The sequence below is a fragment of the Flavobacterium sp. genome, assembly GCF_024642105.1.
Taxonomy (GTDB): Bacteria; Bacteroidota; Bacteroidia; order Flavobacteriales; family Flavobacteriaceae; genus Flavobacterium.
The window spans coordinates 47,861-73,334 of sequence record NZ_JAHEBT010000002.1; the positions used below are offsets into that span (position 1 = coordinate 47,861).

General features: G+C 34.3%; 15 protein-coding genes. 3 read left to right on the forward strand and 12 right to left on the reverse strand.

All coding sequences use genetic code 11. The features are described 5' to 3' along the window. Positions 1–137 precede the first annotated feature (137 nt). Both Q0L65_RS01285 and Q0L65_RS01290 read left to right on the forward strand, forming a co-directional pair. On the forward strand, positions 138–1,166 hold the full coding sequence (locus tag Q0L65_RS01285) for a LacI family DNA-binding transcriptional regulator (RefSeq protein ID WP_296682577.1): 1,029 nt from the start codon (positions 138–140) through the stop codon (positions 1,164–1,166). Positions 1,167–1,383: 217 nt separating this feature from the next. Further along, on the forward strand, positions 1,384–3,117 hold the full coding sequence (locus tag Q0L65_RS01290; protein ID WP_296682578.1) for a glycosidase: 1,734 nt from the start codon (positions 1,384–1,386) through the stop codon (positions 3,115–3,117). A 67-nt stretch (positions 3,118–3,184) separates the two neighbouring features. Here Q0L65_RS01290 and Q0L65_RS01295 read toward each other — a convergent pair whose 3' ends face one another. The 11 genes from Q0L65_RS01295 to Q0L65_RS01345 all read right to left on the reverse strand — a co-directional run bounded on the left by Q0L65_RS01295 (position 3,185) and on the right by Q0L65_RS01345 (position 20,937). Beyond that, a complete protein-coding gene (locus tag Q0L65_RS01295) occupies positions 3,185–5,104 on the reverse strand; it encodes an alpha-amylase family protein (RefSeq protein WP_296682580.1) in 1,920 nt (639 codons plus the stop codon). A gap of 190 nt (positions 5,105–5,294) precedes the next feature. Further along, the gene (locus Q0L65_RS01300) at positions 5,295–6,050 is read right to left on the reverse strand and encodes an NUDIX domain-containing protein (RefSeq protein ID WP_296682582.1); all 756 of its coding nucleotides are present in this window, start codon (positions 6,048–6,050) and stop codon (positions 5,295–5,297) included. Positions 6,051–6,480: 430 nt separating this feature from the next. Then, entirely contained in the window at positions 6,481–8,706 is a 2,226-nt protein-coding gene (locus Q0L65_RS01305) for a glycoside hydrolase family 3 N-terminal domain-containing protein (RefSeq protein ID WP_296682584.1), read from the reverse strand. Positions 8,707–8,726: 20 nt separating this feature from the next. Further along, entirely contained in the window at positions 8,727–10,124 is a 1,398-nt protein-coding gene (locus tag Q0L65_RS01310; RefSeq protein WP_296682613.1) for a glycoside hydrolase family 30 protein, read from the reverse strand. 67 nt (positions 10,125–10,191) lie between these two features. Further along, complete coding sequence (locus tag Q0L65_RS01315) at positions 10,192–11,607, reverse strand: glycoside hydrolase family 30 beta sandwich domain-containing protein (RefSeq protein WP_296682587.1); 1,416 nt, start codon at positions 11,605–11,607, stop codon at positions 10,192–10,194. A gap of 16 nt (positions 11,608–11,623) precedes the next feature. Next, positions 11,624–12,475, reverse strand: a complete 852-nt coding sequence (locus tag Q0L65_RS01320) for an endonuclease/exonuclease/phosphatase family protein (protein ID WP_296682589.1) — start codon at positions 12,473–12,475, stop codon at positions 11,624–11,626. 87 nt (positions 12,476–12,562) lie between these two features. After that, the gene (locus Q0L65_RS01325) at positions 12,563–13,651 is read right to left on the reverse strand and encodes a family 16 glycosylhydrolase (protein WP_296682590.1); all 1,089 of its coding nucleotides are present in this window, start codon (positions 13,649–13,651) and stop codon (positions 12,563–12,565) included. A 76-nt stretch (positions 13,652–13,727) separates the two neighbouring features. Continuing rightward, positions 13,728–14,657: a hypothetical protein gene (locus Q0L65_RS01330; protein WP_296682592.1), complete on the reverse strand. Its 930-nt coding sequence runs from the start codon at positions 14,655–14,657 to the stop codon at positions 13,728–13,730. A gap of 16 nt (positions 14,658–14,673) precedes the next feature. After that, complete coding sequence (locus Q0L65_RS01335; protein ID WP_296682594.1) at positions 14,674–16,275, reverse strand: PKD domain protein; 1,602 nt, start codon at positions 16,273–16,275, stop codon at positions 14,674–14,676. Between the two features lie 11 nt (positions 16,276–16,286). After that, entirely contained in the window at positions 16,287–17,804 is a 1,518-nt protein-coding gene (locus tag Q0L65_RS01340) for a RagB/SusD family nutrient uptake outer membrane protein (protein ID WP_296682596.1), read from the reverse strand. Positions 17,805–17,817: 13 nt separating this feature from the next. Then, positions 17,818–20,937: a TonB-dependent receptor gene (locus Q0L65_RS01345; RefSeq protein WP_296682597.1), complete on the reverse strand. Its 3,120-nt coding sequence runs from the start codon at positions 20,935–20,937 to the stop codon at positions 17,818–17,820. Positions 20,938–21,215: 278 nt separating this feature from the next. On the opposite strand from Q0L65_RS01345, the gene Q0L65_RS01350 reads away from it, so the two are divergent. Further along, on the forward strand, positions 21,216–24,095 hold the full coding sequence (locus Q0L65_RS01350) for a triple tyrosine motif-containing protein (RefSeq protein WP_296682599.1): 2,880 nt from the start codon (positions 21,216–21,218) through the stop codon (positions 24,093–24,095). A 55-nt stretch (positions 24,096–24,150) separates the two neighbouring features. On the opposite strand, the gene murF is transcribed toward Q0L65_RS01350, so the two are convergent. Beyond that, the gene (gene murF, locus Q0L65_RS01355) at positions 24,151–25,434 is read right to left on the reverse strand and encodes a UDP-N-acetylmuramoyl-tripeptide--D-alanyl-D-alanine ligase (protein ID WP_296682600.1); all 1,284 of its coding nucleotides are present in this window, start codon (positions 25,432–25,434) and stop codon (positions 24,151–24,153) included. Positions 25,435–25,474: the final 40 nt, after the last annotated feature.

Below are 25,474 nucleotides of genomic sequence, written 5' to 3' on the forward strand. Positions count from 1 at the left end.
ACAGTTAATTTGTATTGCAATGTTATAAAAACAGTTGCACATAACAAAGATAAATATAAAAAAATGTGCTCGAACACATAAAATTTGTATTTTCGTTTTTTTGAAACATTTACTAACCGCCAAAAAAACATCTTTTGATGCCTGAAAAAGTTACCATTTATGATATTGCCAAAAAACTTGACATAACAGCTGCAACTGTTTCAAGAGCATTCAATAGTAATTCCAAAATTAGTATGGCAACGAGGTCCTTGGTTTTGGATACCGCTAACAAAATGAATTACAAACAAAACAAGCTGGCCCAAGCACTACGCAATGGAAAAAGTAATTATGTTGGAGTAATTGTTCCTAGGATTGACAGTAATTTTTTCGCTTTAGTGATTCGTGGTATCGAAGAAGAACTACAATCCAAAGGCTATCAAATCATTATTTGCCAAACTCATGAAGATGAAAAAAGAGAAATTGAAAATATTACGACACTTTTAAACGCACAAGTGGATGGCATACTAATCTCAGTTTCAAATGCTACAAAAGAAACGGAATCTATAATACAACAAGTTAGTAGCAATACTATTCCTCTGATATTTTTTGACCGACAGTTACATCTTGAAGGCATCAGTTCAGTTACTATTAATGATTTTGAGGGAGGATATCTTGCCACAGAACATTTAATTAAAGAAGGTTGCACTAAGATTGCCCACTTAGCCGGCGACCAATCTTTAGCTATTTTTAAATCCCGATTAAACGGCTACAAAAAAGCCCTTAGCGACAATAAAATTGAATATCGTGAGGAATATGTAGTCCATACAAAAAGTAATGTAGAAGCGGGAAAACAAGCAACTGAAAAATTACTAGGCCTACACAATCCACCAGATGCCATCTTTTCTTCTAGCGATTTTGCTGCGCTAGGTGCTATCCAAGAATTAAAAGAAAAAAACATTGCAATTCCTGAAGATTTTTGTGTAGTAGGTTTTGGAAATGAACCATTTACTAAATTCATGGAATTGTCTATTTCCTCTGTAAATCAATCCCCAAAAGAGATGGGAGAAATGGCTGCGAAAGTTTTTCTGGAACAAATCAACATAAATACTAATTTAAAGATGGAAAAGAAAGTAGTTCTTGTCCCTGAACTACTAATCAGAAAATCTTCCAATAGGCAAAATAATTAAACCAGTTGCTCAAAGGCTACTGAATTTAAGCAAATATTGTAAAATAAAACTATCCCTAATCATCGTTTGCTGGACTTTGAACTATGAAAAAAGTAAAAATCACTTCTTTTAGTTCGCATTTTTTATTAGTAACTTTGGCAAAAAATCAAGCGGGCTCGAATATATTCTCGTCTAAAAATTAAATACCAAAACTACACACAACAAACTATACTAAATAATGTCAGCAATCACACCAAAAAAAAGCATTCCTAACGGGGTTATGTTGAACGCCTATCCCGATAGCATTGGACACAATCTAAAGGACATTGTCAATATGCTACAACTGCCCGAGTTCAAGAATACTTTTTCTCTTTTTTATGTATTACCTACCTTTTTCAATAGTGACTTAGACAGAGGTTTCTCTATTATCAATTACGACATCAACGAGGAATTAGTATCCAAACAAGATATTGCAGCCTTAAAAGAATTGAATATCCAATTGAAATTTGACATCGTTTTAAATCACTTGTCGGTAGCCTCTCCTCAATTTAAAGATTTGATTGCCAATGGAGATCAATCGAAATACAAAGACTTTTTTATTGATTGGAACGAATTCTGGAAAGGCAACGGAACGCTTGGAGAAGATGGCATCATTGTTCCTAATAAAGAATATTTAGACAAACTGTTTATGCGAAAATCAGGTTTGCCTATTTTAAAAATAGTATTCCCTGACGGACAAGAAAGACCGTACTGGAACACTTTTTACCAAAAAATAACGTTTCAAAAAATAACTGTTTCCGATTTACAATCACTTAATATCACTCCTGAAGAAGCCAATGCTATTTGCGAAAAAATAAATCGTGCTATTGACGAAAACCAAGATATTCAAAGCCTTGATTTAGGTAGCAATGCGCAACTCCATACCGAAGTTCTGAAAATCGTCAACAACAAACGCGAGTATTTAGGCCAAATGGATGTAAACGCTCAATCGCCTTTAGTTTGGGAGTTTTACGAAGACGTATTGGCTAAAGTAGCGAGTTACGGCGGACAAATTCTACGTCTAGACGCCTTTGCTTATTTGCACAAAGCTATTGGCGAAAGCAATTTCTTCAACAAACCTGGGACTTGGGAGTATTTGGCACGAATCAACGATATTGCCAAAAGAAATAACTTGGAATTATTACCCGAAATTCATGCCGAATACGGTTTGCATTTGCACGAAGAAGTAGCCAAAGAAGGTTATGCCATTTACGACTTCTTCCTGCCAGGATTGTGCATTCACGCTATTGAAAAAGGAACCAACAAAGCGATTCTAACTTGGGCAAAAGAAATTGTTGCCAAAGGATTGAAAACGGTAAACATGCTGGGTTGTCACGACGGAATCCCTGTTTTGGACTTGAAAGGAAAAGAAGTGAATGGAGTATACCAAAAAGGATTGTTAGAAGACAACGAAATTGAAGAGTTGATGAACCTCATCATTGAACGCGGTGGTTTGGTAAAGAACTTATACGGTGCCGACGGTAAAAAAATCTCGTATTACCAAGTTAACGCCACCTACTTTAGCGCTTTGGGCGAAAACGAACAAAAATTAGCTTTAGCTAGAGCCATCCAACTCTTTATGCCGGGAATTCCACAGATTTGGTATCTGGATATTTTTGCGGGAGCCAATGATTACGCAGGAGTTGAAAAAGCAGGTAAAGACGGTCACAAAGAAATCAACCGAACTACATTGAGCCTAGAAAATATTCAAAAAGGACTGAAAAAAGAAGTGGTACTCAAACAATTGGACATGCTACGTCTGCGCAATACCTCTAAAGCATTCTCAGGAACTTTAGAATTTGGAGTGGCTGCTGAAAATGAATTGAATCTAATTTGGAGAAACGAAGAGGAATTCGCACAATTGAATGCCAATTTGACCACTCACGAATTCTCAATTCAATACAGCGATTCAGGAGAAGTGAAAACTTTATAATTTACTTTCCCCTTTAAATTGAACCATAAAAAACTCCTTAAGAAATTAAGGAGTTTTTTATTTAGAGTTATGCCTTCAACCACAACACATCATACGCACTTATGAAAGTGCTTTGATGAATTGCTACTCGACTATCTGTAATTAAGTCATGAAGTTCCGTATAATCGTTTGTTCCAAAAATATCTTTTTCAAAAACCGTATCAAATTCAGAGAAGTTCGCAATTACATACACTATTCCGCCTTGTTGATCTGCTTTTTTGTACACTAGCAAATGACTGTTGGCACAGTCTAAAAATTGCAAATCGTTATCGTCTGAAAAAGCTGGAGTTTGTTTCCGAATCGCAATTAATTTTTTCAACTGATTGTATACCTGAGTCGGCACAAAATTAGAAGAAGACAATCCCGCAACTACTTCCCAATTCATTGGCGAACGGTGTAACCAACGGTTGTCGTACTTTTTACTTTTATCTTCTAAATAAGCATAATTATTAGGCGTTGCAATTTCGTCACCGCTGTAAATCATTGGCAAACCACCCAAAGATAAAATAATAGCGTGTTGCAGATTAATTCGTTTTACAGCCAAATAAATTTCATTGCCATTGTTTTCGCTTACTGCTTTTTCTAGTCCGCACAACGCAGCCAACGAGCCTGAAATTCGCGCTTTACCCGTTTCTGGTTCGGTCATAAAACGTTGTCCTAAAGCGGCACTTCCATTGAATCCATCGCAAAAATATTGTAAAATATACAAGCGATGCGCTAAGCTATCCAATCCTAATTCTTTCACTAATGCATCATCAAATCCTAACCCAATATCGTCGTGACAACGTGCATAGTTAATCCAAGTGGTATTACGAGGTTTGACTGGCACTGCTTTCATTGATTTTTTAATCAATTCGGTACTTCGAGTAGCCATTGCCTCCCAACTCAATGCCATAAAATTAGCATTATAAGCAATATCGCATTCGTCTCCAGCAGCAATTCCCTCACCAAAATATTTGATAATTTCTTCGGGTTGCACAATCGCTTCGGCAATATACGCTACTCCTGGCGCTACAATTTGGCCACACAATTTAAACAGTTGTAATAGAATATGAACTTCGGGTAAATTCTGGTTGTATTTCCCAATTTCTTTCCACATAAAAGCTACTGCATCCAAACGAAAAACATCTATTCCTTTATTAGACCAATACAACATCGTATCAATCATTTCGACTAAAACCATTGGGTTTTTATAATTTAAATCCCATTGATAGCCATAAAATAAGGTCATCACCCATTGATTACTTTGAGGTAAATAACTAAAATTTCCAGGTGCTGTGTCTGGAAAAATCTCATTCATTGTTTTCTCGTATTCGTCAGGTAAAGTGCGGTCTGGAAAGAAATAAAAAAAATCTTTGTATTTAGGATGTCCCTTGCTCCCTTCCACGGCCCATTCGTGTTCGGAGGCACAATGATTCAAGACAAAATCCATCACCAAATTCATGTCATTCTTTTGAAATTCGGCTACCAAAGATTCAAAATCTTCCATGGTTCCAAATTTTGGATTTACTTTTCTATAATCACGTACAGCATAACCTCCGTCATTTTCAAATTCAGGCACATCCAAAAAGGGCATCAAGTGAATGGTATTGATTCCTAAATCTTTGAAATAGGGAATTTTTTCTTTCAATCCATTGAAATCCTGATTAAAAAGATCCACATACAACATCATCCCCACTATCTTCTCACTCGAATACCAATTAGGATGAGCCACGCGATCTAAATCACGTTCTTTTTGATACGAAGAACGTTCCTCAAAATGCTTGACCAAAGCAACTAACAAGTCCTGAAAAGCTTGTGCTCCATAAGGACTATCAGCATATAGTTGTTGGAACAAATCGGTTATAATAGGAAAATTAGCTCCCATTCGCAATTGGAAATTGGAATCCGTTATTTTATGCTCGTCCAAGAACTTTTTCAATTTTGATAACTTTTCTGCTTGTTGCATCCCCTTAAACTTTTGATTAACCTTTATTATATATAAATCGAATTGAAATATAATAAAAAAAGCATTTCCTATATAAAAACATTTAAAAAAATATTGATTCCAAAATAATTAAGTTAAATTAATTAGCAATCAAATCAAAAAAGGGCTGTCTTTTCAGACAACCCTTTTCAAATTATTAATTAATGTGGTATTACCAACCTTGGTGCAAACCAATTTTCAATACTTCTTCGTATCGTTCTTTATCAAACGAATATAAATTAGGTGCTTTGTGAGCTACATTACTTTTCTTCTCATCTAACTTAGCTAAAATACCTATCGAAGTGATTTTCCGAAGAAAATTACGACGATCTAATTTTCTACCCAAAATAGTTTCATACAATCGTTGCAACTCTGGAATAGTAAATTTTTCAGGCAATAAATTATAACCAACAGGCATCAAATTCAGCTCCATTCGCAGCGTTTCAAGTGCTTTGTCAAAGATTTCTTTATGATCCAAAATCAATTCTGGCACAGCGTTATAATCAATCCACTCTACTATTTCGTTATTCCCTTCTGGCTGTGGAACAGCTTGCAAAAAATCAACTAAGGCATAATAGCCAATAGTTACAAAACGGCTCAAATACCATTGCGCTTCTTCTAAAGGGATTCCGAAAAAATTCAAAACCTTTTGACTGGTCTCAGCTGGATTTCTATTAGCTTGTCCAAAAGTGGCAAATTGTCTCAAGAAAATGCCTTTTAAACCAGTACGGCCTTGCAGAACATTTACTGCAGCATCATCTATACTTTCATCAATACGAACAAAACCTCCAGGCAATGCCCATTGTTCACTGTATTTTGTTTTGATTAATAGCACTTTCAGTTGATTGTCATGAAAGCCAAAAATCACACAATCAATCGACAACCCTGGCTGTAAATTTTCTTTATTGGCTAAAACCCCTTTTAACATTTAATCAATTTTATTACTCCTCTGTTTTTATTTATTTCGAACTCGACGAATATACTATTTAAAATCTTACTTGGCAAAATTCGTTAAAAATACAATCCAAAATATGGATTTGAAAACAAAAAATATGTACATTGCGTCAAAATTACGCATTTTATTTTTATATTTAAAATACTAGAATTTAAGTTCATTATTGTTGGAAAAAGTATTGAAAAGGAAATAAAAAGAGGCTGCTTAAGACAACCTCTAATTTAATTCTCTCTTTTTCAATTTAGATTCCCTGATAGGTCATAACTACAAGCTTATTGGGAAAATGATTTAGAGTCAATACTTTTTATTTTTTTACTATAGAATTTGAATTTCTAAGTAAGCAAATAAAAAGAATGAACCAAATATATTCATTTTGAATTAAAAAAGAGAGCTATTACATTTTTTATTTGATTAGTTCAAATGTCGCTCTCAATCGAATATCGGATGATGAGGAGCCAATCATTAAATCAAAATCTCCAGGTTCAGTGCCACATACTAATTGTTGATTATAAAACGACAACTTCTCTTTATCAATTTGAAATTGAATCGTTTTTGTTTCTCCAGCATTCAAATGAATCTTTTGAAAATCTTTCAATTCAATAATTGGACGAACCACAGATCCTACCTTATCTCTCAAATACAATTGAACTACTTCATTCCCTTCAAATTTTCCAGAATTGGTCAAATTGAAACTCACCTCAATCGTTTCAGCATCGTTGATTTTATTTTTAGATAATTTCAAATCAGTATAATCAAATGTGGTATAACTTAATCCAAATCCGAACGGAAATTTAGGACTATTCTTCAAATCGGTATAAGCCGAAACGTAATTGAAAGCCGTTTCATTTGGCGCAGGCCTTCCGGTATTGAAATGATTGTAATAAATAGGTAATTGTCCTTCTTCTCTTGGAAATGTCATCGGCAATTTCCCTGACGGATTATAATCGCCAAACAATACATCTGCAATAGCATTACCCGCTTCAGTTCCTAACCACCAAGTATATAAAATAGCGGGAGCAGTATCGGCAGTCTGATTAAAAATAAGGGGGCGTCCTGCATTAATTAAAACTACCACTGGTTTTCCAGTTGCCTGAAGTACTTTTACCAACTCTTCTTGTACTCCCGGAATGTGAATATTACTTCTACTTTTGGCTTCGCCACTCATATTGCCTCGTTCACCAATACTCACAATCACTACATCAGCTTGATTGGCAACGGCAACAGCTTCGGCAAAACCGTCTTTATTATTTCCTTCTATTTCACATCCTTTAGCATATAACAATTGAGCAGTTTTACCTACTTTATTTTGTAATCCTTCCCATTGTGAAACCACATGTTTATTGTAATCTAACTCAGGTAGCTCTACTGCCCAAAATCCCATGTTCTCTTTGTGTTCTTTGACTAATGGACCAATAAACGCAATCTTTTTAATGTCTTTAGATAAAGGCAAAAGTTGTTTTTCATTTTTCAACAAAACAATACTTTTAACTGCCATATCACGCGCTATTTTTCGATGCAACGGATTGTTTAATTCTTTTGCTTCTCGTTTTGGATTGGAATACTTGTAAGGATCTTCAAATAAACCTAACTCCATTTTCTTACGCAAAATACGCTTTACAGCATCATCAATCAAAGTGACATCAACTTTACCTTCTTGGACTAATTGCGCCAAGTTATAACGATACGCATTGCTTTCCATATCCATATCACTTCCAGCCGTAATAGCTAATTGAGCCGCTTCTTTATTATCTTTCACATTACCGTGATTGACCATTTCTCCAATAGAACCCCAATCAGAAACTACAAATCCTTGGAAATTCCATTTCCCTTTTAGAATGTCTCTTTGTAAAAATCTATTTCCTGTCGCTGGCACACCGTTCAAATCGTTGAACGAATTCATAAAAGTTGCCGCACCTGCATCCAAAGCTGCTTTGAAAGGAGGCAAATACGTTTCCCATAACATTCTATCGCTCATATCCACCGAATTGTAATCACGGCCACCCACAGCAGCACCGTAGCCTACAAAGTGTTTGACACAAGCCATTACCGAATTAATATCGCCCAAGTTCCCTTGAAAACCTTTTACTCTGGCAATTGCAATTTTAGACCCCAAATAGGTATCTTCTCCTGCTCCTTCCATTACACGCCCCCAACGTGGGTCACGAGCAATATCTACCATAGGGGCAAATGTCCAATGAATACCGCTGGCCGAAGCTTCAACAGCTGCAATTCGTGCACCTAAAGCAATGGCATCTAAATCCCAACTCGCCGCTTCTGCTAACGGAATTGGGAAAGTCGTTTTATAACCATGAATCACGTCTTGGCCAAACAACAACGGAATCTTCAATCGGGATTGCATCGCTAATTCTTGGTATTGTCGGGTGTATTTTGTGCCAATAACATTTAGCATCGAACCTATCAAACCACCCTTAATTTCCGCTTCTTTATTCGGATTAATCGTGATGGGCCCCGTTGCTTGATTATTACCAGTGTATTGATTTAATTGACCTATTTTTTCTTCTAAAGTCATTTGTTTGAGCAAAGCCTCTACTCTTTGATCAATTGTTTTTTGTTGCGAAAAACCTAAAAAAGAAACCAATAGTAGTCCAAGAATACTCGTTTTTTTCATGAAATATTTATTTTAATAAATTAATAAACCAAAGTTTGAATTGCGTGTGGCAGGATCGTAACTACCGATTTTTCATTACCTACAACTAAATTATAAGTTATTTTTTTTGACGATTGGTTCATTACAATAGTAACCATTTTTCCATCAGTATTCACAAAAGAAGTGCTTAATAGATTACTTCTACTAGAAGCTGTGCTTACCCGCTTTGCATTCGGACGAATAAATTTAGAAAAATGCCCGATATAATAATAACTTGGTGTGTAAATTAATTCCCCTGTTTTAGAATCAGCATGAATCGGAGCAAAACAAAAGTTACCTTTATGATTAGGCCCTCCGTTTTCGTCTAACAAAATATTCCAATCTGTCCAACCCACTGTTCCATTATTAAAATCATTGATCATCGAAATTCCGTAACGTTCTGCATTACCCCAAAACTGGTATTTTTTAGCATCAAACCGTTCTACACAGCCTTCGGTAAACAATAGATTTTTAGTCGGATAAGCTTCGCGTACTTTTCTAACGTTATCAAACATAGGCTGTTCTCCTGCCCAAGTTTCGTACCAATGAAATCCCATCCCCCAGGCATACTTTGAAGCTTCAGGGTCATCAAAAATCACATTCGCTCTTTGGTTCATCAAATCACGATTATGATCCCAAACCACAATTTTTTTCGACCCCAAACCTCCTTTTTGCATCGTTGGTCCTAAATATTTTTTCAGAAAATCTCTTTCAGTAGCAGCTGTGAATAAACAAGATTCCCATTTTTGAGTAGCCATAGGTTCGTTTTGAATGGTAATTCCCCAAATAGGCATTCCTTCTTTTTCGTATGCTTTAACAAATTTTACATAATAATTTGCCCACGCTTGATAAAACTGAGGTAGTAAAGTTCCGCCTTGAAGCATCGTGCCATTACTTTTCATAAAAGAAGGTGGGCTCCAAGGCGAAGCATACAACAATAATTTACCCCCAGCAATTTGAATGGCGCGTTTAATCATGGGGATTCTAAATTGTTGGTCGTGAGCAATTGAAAAAGTTTTTAATTCCTTATCACCTTCGGCAATGTAGGTATAACTTCCTGATGAAAAATCAGAACTGTGAATAGATGTTCTAAGTAGGCTATAGCCAATTCCGTTGTCTTTATTGTAGTAAGCCGTAAGTAGTTCAGCCTGTTTCGCTGGACTTAATTTGGCAAAAACCTCAGCCGAGGCATCAGTAATTGCCCCTCCAATTCCCATAAAAGTTTGAAAGGTTTTTTGGGGCGCTACAAAAACAGAAATTTCCGTTTCTACAGGTTGTTCAGCAGCCGTAAAATACAGTTTATCTGTAAGTGTTAGTCGCAAATTTGTACTGTCTGCTGTAGTATAAACGCTGATTTCTTTAGTTTTTGGGACAATTGTTTTCTTTTGTTGCGCCACCATAGTTAAGGCTACAAAACTAAAAAAGGCAACCGCAAATTTTACTGTTTTGTGTTTCATTTTTTATTTTTTACCAAGAAAAAGTAGCTACTGCTCCTGCTTCTAAAGCAGTTATAACCCCTCTTCCGTTGAATTTAATATTAAATAATTCAGTAGTATTTCCGTCATTTTCAACAAGCAAAACCTTTTTTCCTAAAGGGGTTTTAAAAGCCACGGTATTCAAGTTTTCCCTCTGAGTAGACCCAATACGAACCGAACCAGCAGGAACAAATTTAGAAGCATGCGCAATAATATAATAGCCAACATTTCGCTCAAAATTATCAGCACCTTTAATAGTTAAAGCTCCTTTACAGGTTGAACAACCACCAGGAGTGTACGGTCTAAAATTAGCATCGTTGGCTAAATTCCATTCCAAAGCTACCTTACTCCAATTGCGCATCGAACCGATAATTACATTTTTCAAATGCCATTTTAAATCACCGGCAAAAGTGCCAGATGTACCCGTATATTGTTCAGTGAAATAGAGGTTTTTATTTGGATAGGCATTATGCACTGTAGATAATGCACTAATATCACCTTCGTACAAATGAAAAGCAGAACCATCAACATACGGATTTGCACCTGCATCATTTAATATTGTCAAAGGGTATTCTGGTTTATTGCAGTTGTGATCGTAAATAATAATCTTGGTAGTCAAATTAGCATTGGCAAAAGCAGGCCCCAAATGATTCTTAATAAAATTCGCTTGTTGCAAAGCCGTCATATACATACTCGGATTATTCCCTGGATGCAAGGGCTCGTTTTGAGGAGTAATAGCGGTTATTGCGATTCCTTCCTCTTTCATTTTTTGTATGTACTTTACAAAATAATTGGCATAAACACCATAATATTCTGGTTTTAGACTACCGCCAATAAAGGCATTATTGTCTTTCATCCAAGTGGGTGCTGACCAAGGCGTTGCTATAATTTTGATTTGCGGGTTGATGGCTACAATTTCTTTTAGCATTGGTATCACATCATTTTTATCAGGATTTAAACTGAATTGAGATAATGTAACGTCCGTTTGACCAGAAGGTAAATCATCATAAGTAAAAGGTGTCGCATTCAAATCAGACGCTCCAATACTGATACGGAGATAACTTATCGAAATAGAATTGTCTTTTTTTCCAAATAATTCTTGAAGCAATTCTTGACGTTTTTGCGTATTCAATGTATTGATGCTTTGCGCACTTCCTCCAGTCAAAGTAAATCCAAAACCATCAATAGTTTGATACGTTTGCAATTCATCAACTTCAACTGTTGGATAAATAGTAGCTGTAGCTCCGAATATTAAAATTTCTTTTTGTTTTTGCAAGTAGATATTCTTGTTACTATTGGTCAACCAAAAATCAACATTATTTATTGTTGTTGATAATTCTGGAACTGACTTGTATGAAGAACAACAAGATAACAATAACGATATGAATAGTAATAAAACAGTTTTCATAAATTCTCTCTTATTTTTAATTGGCCTCAAAAACAAGTTCAACATAAACAGGCAAATGATCTGAAGGGTATTTCAAGTCTTTTGAATCCGTTAGAACAGCATACTTTTTCACTTTTAATTTTGAGTTCTTAGAAACAAAAATATAATCTATTCGTTTTGTAACTGGTGTATTAAATTCAAAATTATTAAATGTACCAATAGCACCAAAAGGTGCTTCAACAGCTATCTCACGCGTATCATCCATCCTCATTTTGAGATTGCTTATTAATAATGATTGTGGCTCTGAATTAAAATCACCCATGAAAATTACCGGATAATTTAGCGTATTTAATTGGTTTATTTGGGCAAGAATTAATTCTACCCCTTTTGTTCTAGCTTGTTCTCCAATATGATCCAAATGGGTATTAAACACCCAAAAAAGTTGGTTTGTTTTCGCTTCTTGAAAAAGAGCATAGGTACATACTCTATGGCAGGCTGCATCCCAACCCATTGAAATAGATTCGGGAGTTTCAGAAAGCCAAAAAGTATTAGTTTGTATAATTGTAAACTTATCTTTTTTGTAAAAAATATTCGAAGATTCCCCTTTACCTACTCCTTCTCTACCAATTCCTACTTGATTGTACTGCGGGAGTAATTGTTCTAAATCAACTACCTGATGCGGCATCGCTTCCTGAACACCTAAAATATCAGGTTCATAAAATCGAACTTGTGCAGCAAAAAAATCTTTGCGAAACGGCCAGGCATTATTACCATCAGAAGCAACATCCAAACGAATATTATAAGTCATTGCTTTTAATGACTGAGCTTGAATCACTATTCCAAGTAAAGTTGCGACAATTACAGATATAATTTTGAAAGAGTTTTTCATAAATATTAAAATTATTCTTCAATAAAGCTTTTATCCAACTTACAAATAAAAGCTTTTTTTGAAGAACTTTTTTAGGCTACAAACCATTTAATTGAAAACTCTAATATAATCCACTTCATAAGTGGAAGAAACAAAATTAGGATCTATTGTTCCTCCAAAATTGCCTCCTATTGCACAATTAATAATCAAGAAAAAGTTTTGATTAAATGGCAGTGCAGAGGTATTTGTAAATGTATGAAACAAAGTACCATCAACATAAAACTTGATACTATCAGCTCTCCAGTCTAAAGAGTAAATATGAAACTCTGTAGTGGCATTTGTAATATTAGTCGTTCTAGACACTGCATTTCCTCCTGAAAAATTAGGATAATGCAACGTTCCATAGATTTTATTTAATTGATTGCCAAGATGTTCCATAATATCAATTTCTCCACAAGCTGGCCATCCAGCCGAAGTAATATTATCTCCTAACATCCATAAAGCAGGCCAGGTACCTCCACCAGAAGGCAGCTTAGCTTTTATCTCAACTCTTCCGTATTTAAAAGAAAATTTACCTTGTGTTTTAATTCTGGCCGAAGTATAATTACTCCCATTATAATTTTCTTTTATAGTTGTAATTTTTAATACCCCATTTTGAACTTTAACATTATCCGTCCTACTAGTGTAATATTGAGCTTCATTATTACCCCAACCCCAGTCTCCTGTTCCTAAATCGTAAACCCATTTAGTAGCATCTGGCGCTCCATCAACATTAAACTCATCGGCCCAAATTGCCTTTGGCGCAACATAAAGAGTTAATGAAACCGAACTACTTACAAATTGTGAGCCGTTATAAGCAGAGACATAGATAGTATATGTATTAGTGCCAGCGGCATTATAAGTATAAGTTAAGGAGCCTGTAGTTGTTTCTTTAGTTTCCCCATCTCCTAAAGCTATTTTGTAGGATGTTGCGTTAGTTGCAGTGAAGGTAAAACTAACCGTTCCACTTCCATCTCCATTAGGATTTTGAGTTGAAACACCTGTTGGAGTAGCCACAACTACTAAGTTAGATGGTTTTACTACCGCTTCTCCACCACTTGTAGTAGTGTCTCCGCTACATGAAAAAAACAAGAAAGCAGATAGGAAAACACTTAGCATAAGCTTAGATTTATTGAAATTATTGAATTGTTTCTTCATTATTTGAAATCAATTGAATTTATAATAATTAAAATAAACTCAGGACATAAGCCCTGAGTTTATTTATACAAGTTATTTATGGAGTTGGTTTTAATTTCAAATACCAAGCATTCCCAGTTTCTGTACCTTGGACTCTTAAATACATATAGTTTGCATTAATTACCATAATTTCGTATTCTTTCTTTAGAGATCCGTAACCAATAAAAGTATCAACTCCAGAAAGCAAAATACTAGTTTGTGTAGATGGAGTTGCCGCTGAAATTCCAGTACTTGAAGGCACAAAACTAAATGCTCCTGTAGCTCCACCATAAGAATAGCATCCTTCATCTCCTGAAGCAGGAATTCCTGGTAAAGTTGTCAAACTGCCCGTTTTAGTAAAAGCTCCATCAGGACAAGTTACTTTTAAAGTATAAGCCGTTGAAGATACTTTGGCAAAAGTAAAAGTTGAAGTATAGAAACAGTTAGCTGTCGCTACTTTCTCATTCACGTTAGCAGACCACCATTCAGGAGTTAAAGATCCTGTCCATGGTCCCACTCCAAAATGTCCTGCTACACTTTTATCTACTACCCAAGTTTTTGAAGCATTATTGGTCAATGCAGTTACAATTGCAGAATCAGGCGTGAAATTACTTCGAACTGTTACGTCAGCTGTAATAGTTGTAGAAGTGCCTCCTGGTCCATAAGCAATAACAGTTACAGTATAAGTATTCAAGCCTAAAGTAGTATACTTTTTGGTAATTTTACCTCCATCTACTAAAACCAAATCAACTGCATCATTAGCATTAAAATCAATTTTAGAAGCCAAAATATTATCTCCAGAAATGGTAAACGTAACATCTCCAGACCCATCTCCATTAGGATTAGCTGTCGTTTTTCCTGCAACACTAATTGCAACAGCTACATTAGAAGGTGCTTTTAACTCCCCTAATTGGTATTTTTCTTCTGTACAATTTGTAAAAACAATTCCAATTAAAAGAAATGTCAAAATATATTTTATGTTTTTCATTTTTATATTTTTTTAGTTAAACTCTAACAAGTTTGAAATACCAATAACCTCCACCAAAATTGATTAATACTTCCATAGTATTATTCCCATTTGAAAGTTGTACAGAATATACTCTAGAACTTGGAACTATTGAATTTGAGGCTAATTCCCCTGTATTTGTTGCTTTTGGTAAACCTAGATAAGCTCCTACTCCATTTAAAGTAATAGTTTGTGCTACTGAATTATAGGCATATGTAGCACTTGCAGAGTTATTATGAGGGGCAACCGGATTTCCACAAGCGTCAGAAGTCCCTTGCCAACTTTCTAACCAAGTTGAAGAACCAAGAACATTACTAAAAGTGCCATTTGATCCAAACACGTATGTATCATCAAACAAACAGGCTCGAGTTGTTACATCCGATGCTGAACTTTGCCACCAACTTAAATCTGTTGCAGACGGACCAACTTTTAAAGCCCCTGCTTCTGGCGCCAATTTCCAAGTCCCTTGAACACCTGAAGCAGGTGTTGGATTTTTGTAGAAATACAAATTGTCAATAAAAACAGTACCACCAGATGAAGCAAATAACATTTGAGTTATTGCAGATCTATTTGTTGTAAAATCAGTCAAAGGGATATCTACACTCACCCAATTATTAAGTGTAATAGAAGGTAAATCAACTTGAGATTCTTTAGTAGGACCACTTGAAATAGATGTATTTACAATTTTAAACCCTAAGCTAGTAGCATTCGGTGTCCAATAATCAAAATGAACATACTGCATAGAAGACAAATTAGTTGCATTCCCATAGTCAGTAACAATTCCTGTATAATTAAGTAAACTATATTTCAACATTACATTTGATCCAATGGTAGGATTAGTTAAAATTGTTGATTGACCCCAACCTGGATTCCATTCACTTACTCCAATGTTAGTATACGAATCACTAAATATAGAGACAACATCTGCTACCTGTCTATTTGGTGGTGTCGGAGCTGAAGTTGTAGGTGCTAAAATTGCAGTCACAACGAAATTTTCTTGATAATTAGTGGTTCTAATAGCACCACTTTTAGAAACAATTTTAATAGTGTAAGTTCCTGCTGCTGCGTATGTATGAGAAATAGACTCCCCATTATTAACTTGTACTGGAACCTCATTAGAAACATCTCCAAAGTAAACTTCATAAAACAAAGCGAAATCAGCTGTAGCTCGAACATTTACCTTTTTTGAAACAGCTCTGTCATTTTCAATAGTCACTACTAAATTTTCAGGTGCCCTAAATGAAACTGTAATATCTTGTTCTGCTACTATTTTTTTTCCAGAAATACTTATACCAGTTATTTTAACTTTATAAGCTCCTTCTCTGTAAATATGAGTTACACTACCCCCTGCAGTTACTTTAGCTACGGTAGTAGTACCATCACCAAATTCGATTTCAAAATTAGTCACTCCCTCCCCTCTTGGAATCAAAGTTACCTTACCAGAATTATCTTGTGTAATTATAGCTAAAGCAGAAACTGCTGAAGGATCTTTAATTGAACTCACAAAACTTGTATCCGAATCAATCCCATCAGGAATCGAACAGCCTATAGCCAAGAATACGATTAATATTAGACTATATAAATTTTTTATATTTTTCATAAGTACCATTTTTATTGATTATAACCAGGATTCTGAACTAATTTAGTGTTTAGCAATTCTTTATACGGAATAGGAAAAACTTCATTTTTACCAGCTCTAAATCCTCTTGATGCTAATTTAGAAGCCGCATCTCCCCAACGTACTAGATCAAAGAAACGGTGTCCTTCACCAGCTAATTCTGCTCTTCTTTCAGCTTTAATAGCAGCTAATGAAACTGGAGTACTGGCAAGTCCTACTCTAGCTCTTACAGCATCCAATAATGCTTGAGCTCTAGTTCCTGTTCCCCCTAAAGCTTCGGCCTCCATCAAATAGGAATCGGCCAAACGAATTACATACGAATTTTGTCTGTAATTCAATACTGGCTCTCCAGTTCCTGTAGTAATATCAGAACGTCTTGGAATAAATTTATTCAAGAAATAACCCGTATCTTGGTAACCACCAATATAATCAGCTTTCCCGGCTGCTTTTAGTGTTTTTAAGTCTAATACTGTAGCTGAAAACCTCGGATTTGTCTTTATAAAATCATAAAAATCCTGTGTAAAAACATTAAAACTCCAACCGGAAGGCAAATCAGGAGCATCAGATGTAAGTTTAGAATAGGTTCTTGGACCACACATTACATTTGTAGAGTTTCCTTCATCTATTCCATTACCCCAATTTTCCCAACCAATACTAGATGCATTTGTATGAGCTACTTCTAAAATAGATTCGGTATTAAATTTATTATTTACTGTCCACAAATCTCCAAAATTAGCTAATAATCTATAGCCATATTGACTTGTCCCTCCTGGAGTACCATTAACTGCAGCCAATTCTGTAGCAGCTTGCGCATTTTTATTTTGATACAAATACACTTTTCCTAATAAAGCACGCGCAGCACCTTTTGTAAAACGAGCTGATTCTGCAGTTGAAACAGTAGCAGGCAAATTGGGACTTGCTATAGCCTCTGTTAAATCTTTTTCAATTTGAGCATATACCGCTGCAGGTGTTGCCTGAGTAACTGTATAAAACTCTGAAGAGGTCATTGGCACTGTAATTAAGGGAATGTTTTTAAACATCCTAACTAAATTAAAATAGTAATTAGCGCGCAATGCTTTAGTTTCAGCAGTATAACGATCTATTAACGCAGCATCCATTGGCACAGAAGCTAATTTAGTTAACAAATAATTAGCCCTAAAAATTCCTTGATAGTGATCACTCCAAAAACTTTGAGGCATGATATTCGCGTTAATCGTATAATTAGAAAAACCTTGAATCCCAGCGCCATCAGTAGCGCCTCCACCACCCGCAAAATGATCATCTGAACCTGCATTCATCATGGTAATCATGTTTTCAAAACCTCCAGAGTTTTTTCTCATAATATCATATACCGAAACCAAACCTGCAAACGCCTGCTCCTGATTTTGGTAATAATTACTTTCTAAACTGGTTCCTTTAGGTTCTACCTCTAAAAATTCGTTAGAACAAGACCCCATAACAATAACTGTCGCAATAGCAAAAGGTATTAATTTAAAATTTATTGTTTTCATAATTTAATTTGTATTAAAACTGAACATTAGCACCAAACATAAATGTACGAGCTTGAGGATAGTACCCTCTATCAACTCCCATAATATTTCCCCCTATCTCAGGGTCAAATCCAGTATATTTCGTGAGTGTCAACAAATTTTCGCCAGTAACATAAAAACGAACTTTTTGTGCCCCTACTTTATTCACAAAACTTGATGGCAAAGTATAGCCTAATTGAACTACTTTAAGCCTTACATAATCCCCTTTCTCTAAATAGAAATCAGATGAGTTTCCAAAGTTTCCGTTGGTGTCATTATTAGTCAATCTAGGATAAGTAGTAGAAGTACCTGGACCTGTCCATCTTGACAAAGCTTCTGTTTGATAATTAGCATTTAAAATGTCCAAACGTCTAATCCCTTGAAAAATATGATTCCCTACTGCTCCTGTTGCAAAAGCCATTAAATCAAATCCTTTGTAATCTAAATTTAAAGTCAAACCAAATGTAAATTTTGGCAGTGGACTACCAAGAAATTGCTTGTCGTCATTCGTAATAGTTCCATCCCCATTAGTATCTGTCCATCGGAAATCTCCAGGACGAGCATTGGGTTGAATCAAGCCTCCAGATGTGTTTTTGTAGGCATTAATTTCATCTTGTGTTTGGAAAATACCTGCTGTTTTGAAGCCATAAAAAGAATTGTACGATTGTCCAACTTGTGTTCTTGTAATTTCTCCCATTGATTGGAAACCAGCTACACCGTTAGTAATAAACTCTTTTCCTTGTCCTAAGAAAGTAACTTCATTTTTAAGATATGAAACGTTTCCATTTGCAGAAAAATTGAATTCTCCCATTTTTTTACGATATCCAAGCTCTACTTCAATACCTTTATTTTCCATATCAGCAACATTTCCAAGGGGACTTCCAGTTGCACCTACGTAACCAGGCAATTCAACATATTGAAGAATTCCAATTGTTTTTTTGTTATAATACTCAACCGTTAAATTCAAATCAGAAAATAATTTAGTATCAAAACCAATATTAAACTGAGAAGTTTCCTCCCATTTCAAATCGGGATTAGAAGGAGCGCTCGGGCTATTTCCTGAAGAAATAGTAGAACCTGCACTGCCAAAAGTATAGTTACGTCCTCCATCTATCAAAGCCAAGTAACCATTTGCAGCAATCGCATCATTTCCTACGACTCCATAACCTCCTCTAATTTTAAGTGAATTAATTACTTTATTTTCTTTCCAAAATCCTTCTTTAGAAACTACCCATCCAGTCGAGAAGGAGGGAAAAATACCAAATTTATTATTTGGTCCAAAATTAGAGGACCCGTCTCTACGAATGATACCTGTGAACAAGTACTTTTCATTGAAAGAGTAATTGATACGAGAAAATAATGAAGTCACTCGATGTTCTTGAGAAGTATAAGATGCTCCTACGCGTTGTGCAGTAGGCAAAGGAAAATTAAATGATGCTTCTCTATAATCATTAACAGGTAAATTAGTGTGCGCTACATAAGAACCTCTTGTATTGTTATCGATATAAACCCCTTGTCCTAATAATACTGTAAAATCATGTACTCCAATATTTTTAGTATATGAAGCTGTATTTTCAATATTCCAAGCAAATGTTTGATTGGTAGCACGAGTTAAACTATTTTGAGAAGACAACACTGTTGGGCTTAAATAAAATTTAGGAGTAAAAGCTTCATCACCCCAATACGCAATTTTACCTCCCATAGAAGATCTAATCTTAAGATTATCAATTGGTTTGATTTCGGCAAAAACATTACCAATAAAATCATCTGACCAATTGTAGTTCCCTAATCGAGTATTAACATACGCAACAGGATTTGACATTTCTTGCCCAACAATAGACGAAATTCCATAAGGATTTCCATTAGTATCTCTAAAAACAGGATTACTAGTATAAATTGACGAATTAGCAACGATGGGATCTGTAACCACTACAGGAGTAATCGGATCCAGATTTAAAGCAGAACTTAATGGGCCTCCAAATTCACTATTTGTATTTCCTAAACCAATTCCTTTTTGATGGGTATACCCAAGTGTTTGACCAATCTGAATTTTTTTACTCAAATTATGAGTTGAGTTCAAACGAATACTTTTCTTATTGAAATTTGAAATTGGTTTTGATACAATTCCTTGTTGATCTTGAACACTAAAAGAAGCAAAAAATGTAGAAACATCATTTCCACCACTAAAACTGACTTCATGGTTTGAACGCTGTGCATCATTACTAAAAATTTGTTTTTGCCAATCTGTTCCTGTTCCTAATACGGATAAATTAGGGAATAAAACTGGGCCTCCAGCAGCAACTGATTTTTCATTCATTAAAGCTCCATATTGAGAAGCATTTAATAATTTTAAAGTTTTTTCAGGAGAAGAAATCCCTGTAAATCCAGTATAATTAACACTAATTTTCCCTGATTTTCCTTTTTTAGTAGTCACTAATATTACTCCTGAGGCAGCTCTTGCACCATAAATAGCTAACGACGCAGCATCTTTAAGCACTTCAATTGACTCAATATCTGATTGATTTACAAAACCAATTCCTCCTGAATCTACAATTACGCCATCAACCACCCATAATGGATTATTACCTCCATAGGTGTCAAATGTAGTTAAACCTCTAACACGAACTGTAGAAGCTGCTCCAGGCTGACCAGACTGTGCAGCTATAGTAACCCCAGAAACTCTTCCCTGTAATGTTTGCTCAATACGGCCATTAGGTACTTTTTCCAAATCTTTAGCTTTTACACTTGAAATTGCTCCAGTTACAACACTCTTCTTTTGAGTCCCATAACCAACAACTACAACTTCATTCAAGTCCTGCGATTGTGATTTTAATTTGACTGTAAAATTAGTTCTTCCATTTACAGGCTCCTGAACAGTTGAATAACCGATAAAGCTGATGGTCAACACCCCATTTTTTGGCGCTTTAATTTCAAAAACACCATCAAAATCTGAAGTAGTTGCTTTTGAAGTACCTTTAATTAAAATGGTCGCTCCGGGAATAGAAAGACCATTTTCGTCATAGACTTTTCCTCTTACAACAAGCTCTTGTGCTTGTGCGTAAATTGAAAAAAATAATGACAAAAAACAAAAAATAAATAATTTCGTTAATTTCATTTTTCTAAAAATTTTGGTTAATTAATTAGTAATTTGATACAATATTAATAATATAAAAATGAAAATCCTACTTTAATATCCTTACAAAAACACATCAAAAGTATTTTTATATCTATACAAAAACACATCAAAAAAAATATAAAATTTTGATTATTAATTATTTAAAAAAATAAAAATGTTATAATTAGTAAATATGAAAATAAAAAAACCACTACAAATACTAAAAAGGACTAAATTAGCTCGAGATTAGTTGTAAGCACGACTTAAAACAAGAAAAAATGATTTTAGCATTAAAAAAAAAGTACAGGCTCACATTACTATTTGGATTAATCCCGTTACTATTTTTAGGACAAGTAAAAAATATTGGACTACCCGAAATTAGAAATTATAAAAGATCGGATTACAAAGGAGGAACTCAAAACTGGAATATAGACCAAGATTCCAACGACAATATTTATTTTGCTAATAATGATGGGCTTTTTCAATTTGATGGAACTGTATGGACAAAATATGAGCTGCCTAATAAATCGGTTGTTCGTTCACTAAAAACTTCTAAATCTGGGAAAATTTATGTTGGGGGATATAATGAGTTTGGTTTCTTCAAACCTAACGAAAAAGGACAACTCATTTATTTCTCTTTATCCAAATTTTTAAATAAAAAAGAAATAAATTCAATTGATATTATTTGGAAAATACACTTATTAAATAACGAAGTAATTTTTCAATGCTTTGATAAAGCATATATATATAAGAACAATTCAATCAAGATAATTAAGCCCCCAACTCGATTTCAATTTTCGTTTTTAGCCGAAAACAAACTCTATTTTCAAGACATAACTAAAGGACTTTTAGAATATAAAAAAGGAAAATTAATCCCACTTGTAAATACCGATTTTTTAAATGCTACAGAAGTTTGGGGTGTTTTTAATTTATCCCAAAAAAAATTATTAATCACTACTCTTGATAAGGGTATTTTTATTTATGAAAACAATAAATTAAGCCCTTGGAATACAGACGCAAACAGTTTTATCAAAAAAAATAGCGGCCTAGGGGGTGTCAAAATGAAAAACAATTATATAGTCCTTAATTCCGTGTTGAATGGGATGATTGTATGCAACCAATCAGGAAAAATTGTACAACATATCAATCGAAAAAAAGGATTACAAAATAACACTGTATTGACATCGTATATAGATAAAAAAAACAATTTATGGCTTGGTCTTGACAACGGAATCACTTTTATAAATGAAAACTCACCATTTACGTTTTTTGGATTCAGCTATAATCTAAGTACCGTTTATGCAACTGCAATTCACAAGGGGTACATATATGTTGCTACCAATCAAGGCGTTTTTTATCATTCTTGGAGTTTCCCTTTCAAAGAAGACAACTTTGAATTAATCGAAGGTACAACTGGTCAAGCTTGGAATATTCAAGTCATAGATGACCAACTACTCTGTTCACACAATAGAGGAGCACTCGTTATAGATAGAAATAAATTGAAAAAGTCATTAGACAATGTTGGCTATTGGAGTTTCAAAAAAGCACCCTCTAATCCGGATTTTATGATTGGATCAAATTATAAAGGTTTTTCGTTACTAAAAAAAGAGAATCGAGAATGGAAATTTGTACAACATATAGAAGGATTTTCTAAGTCTGTTGGAGAATTTGAAATTGACAATAAGAACATTTGGGTTAAAAAAGACGAGCTAATTTATCAAATGAACTTAAGTTCTGATTTAAAGAAATTCAATTTCATAAAAACTTTCGAAAAACTTTCGAAAACTGATAATGGAATAACTAGTATTCAGCGTATACAGAATACTATCTACTTTCAAAAAGATAGTCAATTTTATACTTATTCAGAAAAGAAAAAAACATTCGAAAAAGAAGATAAGATTACTAATATTTTTAAAAAAATTCCAAAAACAAATACGATACACGAAGATCAATATGGAAATATCTGGTATGTAATTAAAGAGTCATTAGGTGTATTATTGAAAAATAATGATGGAAGTTATACTAATACAATAGCTCCCTTTTTAAATCTCACACAAGATCTAGTATACAATAACTTATCTATAAATACAGTCGACCCGAAGAATATTTTTATCGGATTAACCGATGGATTAGTACACTATGACTCTAAACTTTATAATGATTTTGGCATAAAGCCAAGGGTTTACATCCGAAATTTTTCAAGCACAGTCGGATCTATTATTTCAGGAAATGGACAAACAAGTAGTTTAATTACTACCATTCCTTATCAATCAAATTATGTTAAATTTAGATTTTCAACTCCAACTTATGAAAACATAGAGAATATTAAATACTCATACAAATTAGATGGGTTTGATGAGAACTGGAGTAACTGGTCTCCCTCCACAACAAAAGAATACACTAATCTCAGGGAAGGGAATTATAAAATGAAAGTGAGAGTAAAGAATAGTTTTGGAATCATTTCCGATGAAGCTATCACACAATTTACAGTTTTACCTCCTTGGTATAGACACTCAATTGCGTATTTATTCTATCTCATACTAATTGGCACTAGCATTCGAATTATTCGAGATCGGATAAAAATTAAAATTCGAAAAAACAAATATTATGAGACTATAGAACAACGTAGACTCTATTTAGAAAAAGAAACTAGAATTCGCCAAGAACAATACAAACTTGAAAAGGAAATTGAAAAATTAAAAAACGACAAACTTCAAATAAAAATTTTAGCAAAAGATAAAGAACTAGTTACGAATTCACTTCAGGTGGTGAAAAAAAACAAAATTCTTAATGGAATTATACAAAAACTAAAAGACATTAATACTGCTTCTTTTGACGACGAAACCAAATTTCAATTTGACAAATTAAGAAAAAGCATTCTTAAAGAAGTAAACTCAGATAAAAGTTGGAAAGATTTAGAAAAACACATTAAAAATGTTCATTTTGATTTTCTAAAACGATTAAAAGAAAAGCATCCTACTATTTCACCTAGAGAACTAGATTTAGCAACTTATTTACTTATGAATATGTCAACAAAAGAAATAGCTGAAATCATGAACATTTCTGGAGGTGGGGTAGAACTCGCTCGTTACCGATTAAGAAAAAAATTGGATCTCAACAAGAAGGAGAATCTGATTGGTTACCTGATGAGTATTTAAACACAAAAGCGCTAATAAATCCGTTATTAGCGCTTTTTATTATGTTCATTTTAAATTACAAGACTTCCAAAGTTCGCTCTAAAGCCATGCCTCTAGAACCCTTTATCAAGATTGTACTATGCTCAATCGGTTGTTTTTTTATATATGTTGCTAAATCATTGAAACTTGCATAAAAATGAAAGTTTTCATTGTCTACACTATTGGCAAAAAAATCAGCACCAACAAAATGACAAACAATATCCTTTTGATTGAATAAAGAATCCACTATCTGTTGATGCTCTTGAAGACTTTCTTCTCCCAATTCAAACATATCGCCTAAAATTGCAATTTTGTTTGAGTTGTCCAATTGCTTAAAATTTTCAATTGCCACCGCCATGCTACTCGGATTGGCGTTGTAAGCATCCAAGATAATTTGATTGGTTCCTTTGGTAATCAATTGCGATCGATTATTTTCTGGAATATATCCTTCTAAAGCGGACTTAATAGCCTCTTTAGAAACTTTAAAGTAATTTCCTATAGCAATGGCAGCATTGATATTATTTGCATTATACAAGCCTATTAAATGCGACTTAATTTTTAAACCTTCAAATACTACAGATACAAACGGATTGGCTGTTACTGTTGTCACAGAAATATTGGCGTTTAATTTATCAACTCCAAATGTGTAATTAGGTAAAGATTTTGTTTTTTCTACCTGAATAGCATCTTCTAAATTAACAAAAACTAATTTCTCATTATCAGAAAGATAAGTATACATCTCACTTTTACCTTCAATCACCCCTAAAACACCCCCAAAACCTTCCAAATGAGCCTTACCAAAATTAGTGATATAGCCATAATCTGGCTGAGCCAATTCACACAGAAATTCAATTTCTTTCTTATGATTAGCCCCCATTTCTACTATTCCAATTTCTGTTTCTGAGGTAAAAGAAAGTAACGTCAAAGGAACCCCAATATGGTTATTTAAATTCCCAACAGTAGCTTTGGTTCTATATTTTTCCGAAAGAACTGCATGAATCAATTCTTTAGTGGTTGTCTTCCCATTACTCCCTGTAAGAGCTATAATTGGCAGTTTCAAGTAATTTCGGTGGTACTGCGCTAATTCCTGAAGTGCTTTAAGGCTATCGCGTACCAAAATAGTTCTTTGGTCAATAAAATAATCTGAATTGTCAATTATCACATACGAAGCGCCCTTTTCTAACGCTTCTTTAGCAAAAGTATTGGCGTCAAAATTCTCTCCTTTTATAGCTACAAAAAAGGAATTAGGTTGAATCTTTCGGGTATCAATTGAAACCGATGAACATTCTAAAAATAAGGCATGAATTGAAGCAATATCCATATAACTGAAAATTTTAAAAACAAAAAGCCCTAAAAAGGGC

Bases quoted from the DNA above. Each gene is read 5' to 3' on its own strand.
- Q0L65_RS01285 (WP_296682577.1), top strand. From the start codon at position 138: ATGCCTGAAAAAGTTACCATTTATGATATTGCCAAAAAACTTGACATA.
- Q0L65_RS01290 (WP_296682578.1), top strand. From the start codon at position 1,384: ATGTCAGCAATCACACCAAAAAAAAGCATTCCTAACGGGGTTATGTTG.
- Q0L65_RS01295 (WP_296682580.1), bottom strand. From the start codon at position 5,104: ATGCAACAAGCAGAAAAGTTATCAAAATTGAAAAAGTTCTTGGACGAG.
- Q0L65_RS01300 (WP_296682582.1), bottom strand. From the start codon at position 6,050: ATGTTAAAAGGGGTTTTAGCCAATAAAGAAAATTTACAGCCAGGGTTG.
- Q0L65_RS01305 (WP_296682584.1), bottom strand. From the start codon at position 8,706: ATGAAAAAAACGAGTATTCTTGGACTACTATTGGTTTCTTTTTTAGGT.
- Q0L65_RS01310 (WP_296682613.1), bottom strand. From the start codon at position 10,124: ATGGTGGCGCAACAAAAGAAAACAATTGTCCCAAAAACTAAAGAAATC.
- Q0L65_RS01315 (WP_296682587.1), bottom strand. From the start codon at position 11,607: ATGAAAACTGTTTTATTACTATTCATATCGTTATTGTTATCTTGTTGT.
- Q0L65_RS01320 (WP_296682589.1), bottom strand. From the start codon at position 12,475: ATGAAAAACTCTTTCAAAATTATATCTGTAATTGTCGCAACTTTACTT.
- Q0L65_RS01325 (WP_296682590.1), bottom strand. From the start codon at position 13,651: ATGAAGAAACAATTCAATAATTTCAATAAATCTAAGCTTATGCTAAGT.
- Q0L65_RS01330 (WP_296682592.1), bottom strand. From the start codon at position 14,657: ATGAAAAACATAAAATATATTTTGACATTTCTTTTAATTGGAATTGTT.
- Q0L65_RS01335 (WP_296682594.1), bottom strand. From the start codon at position 16,275: ATGAAAAATATAAAAAATTTATATAGTCTAATATTAATCGTATTCTTG.
- Q0L65_RS01340 (WP_296682596.1), bottom strand. From the start codon at position 17,804: ATGAAAACAATAAATTTTAAATTAATACCTTTTGCTATTGCGACAGTT.
- Q0L65_RS01345 (WP_296682597.1), bottom strand. From the start codon at position 20,937: ATGAAATTAACGAAATTATTTATTTTTTGTTTTTTGTCATTATTTTTT.
- Q0L65_RS01350 (WP_296682599.1), top strand. From the start codon at position 21,216: ATGATTTTAGCATTAAAAAAAAAGTACAGGCTCACATTACTATTTGGA.
- murF (WP_296682600.1), bottom strand. From the start codon at position 25,434: ATGGATATTGCTTCAATTCATGCCTTATTTTTAGAATGTTCATCGGTT.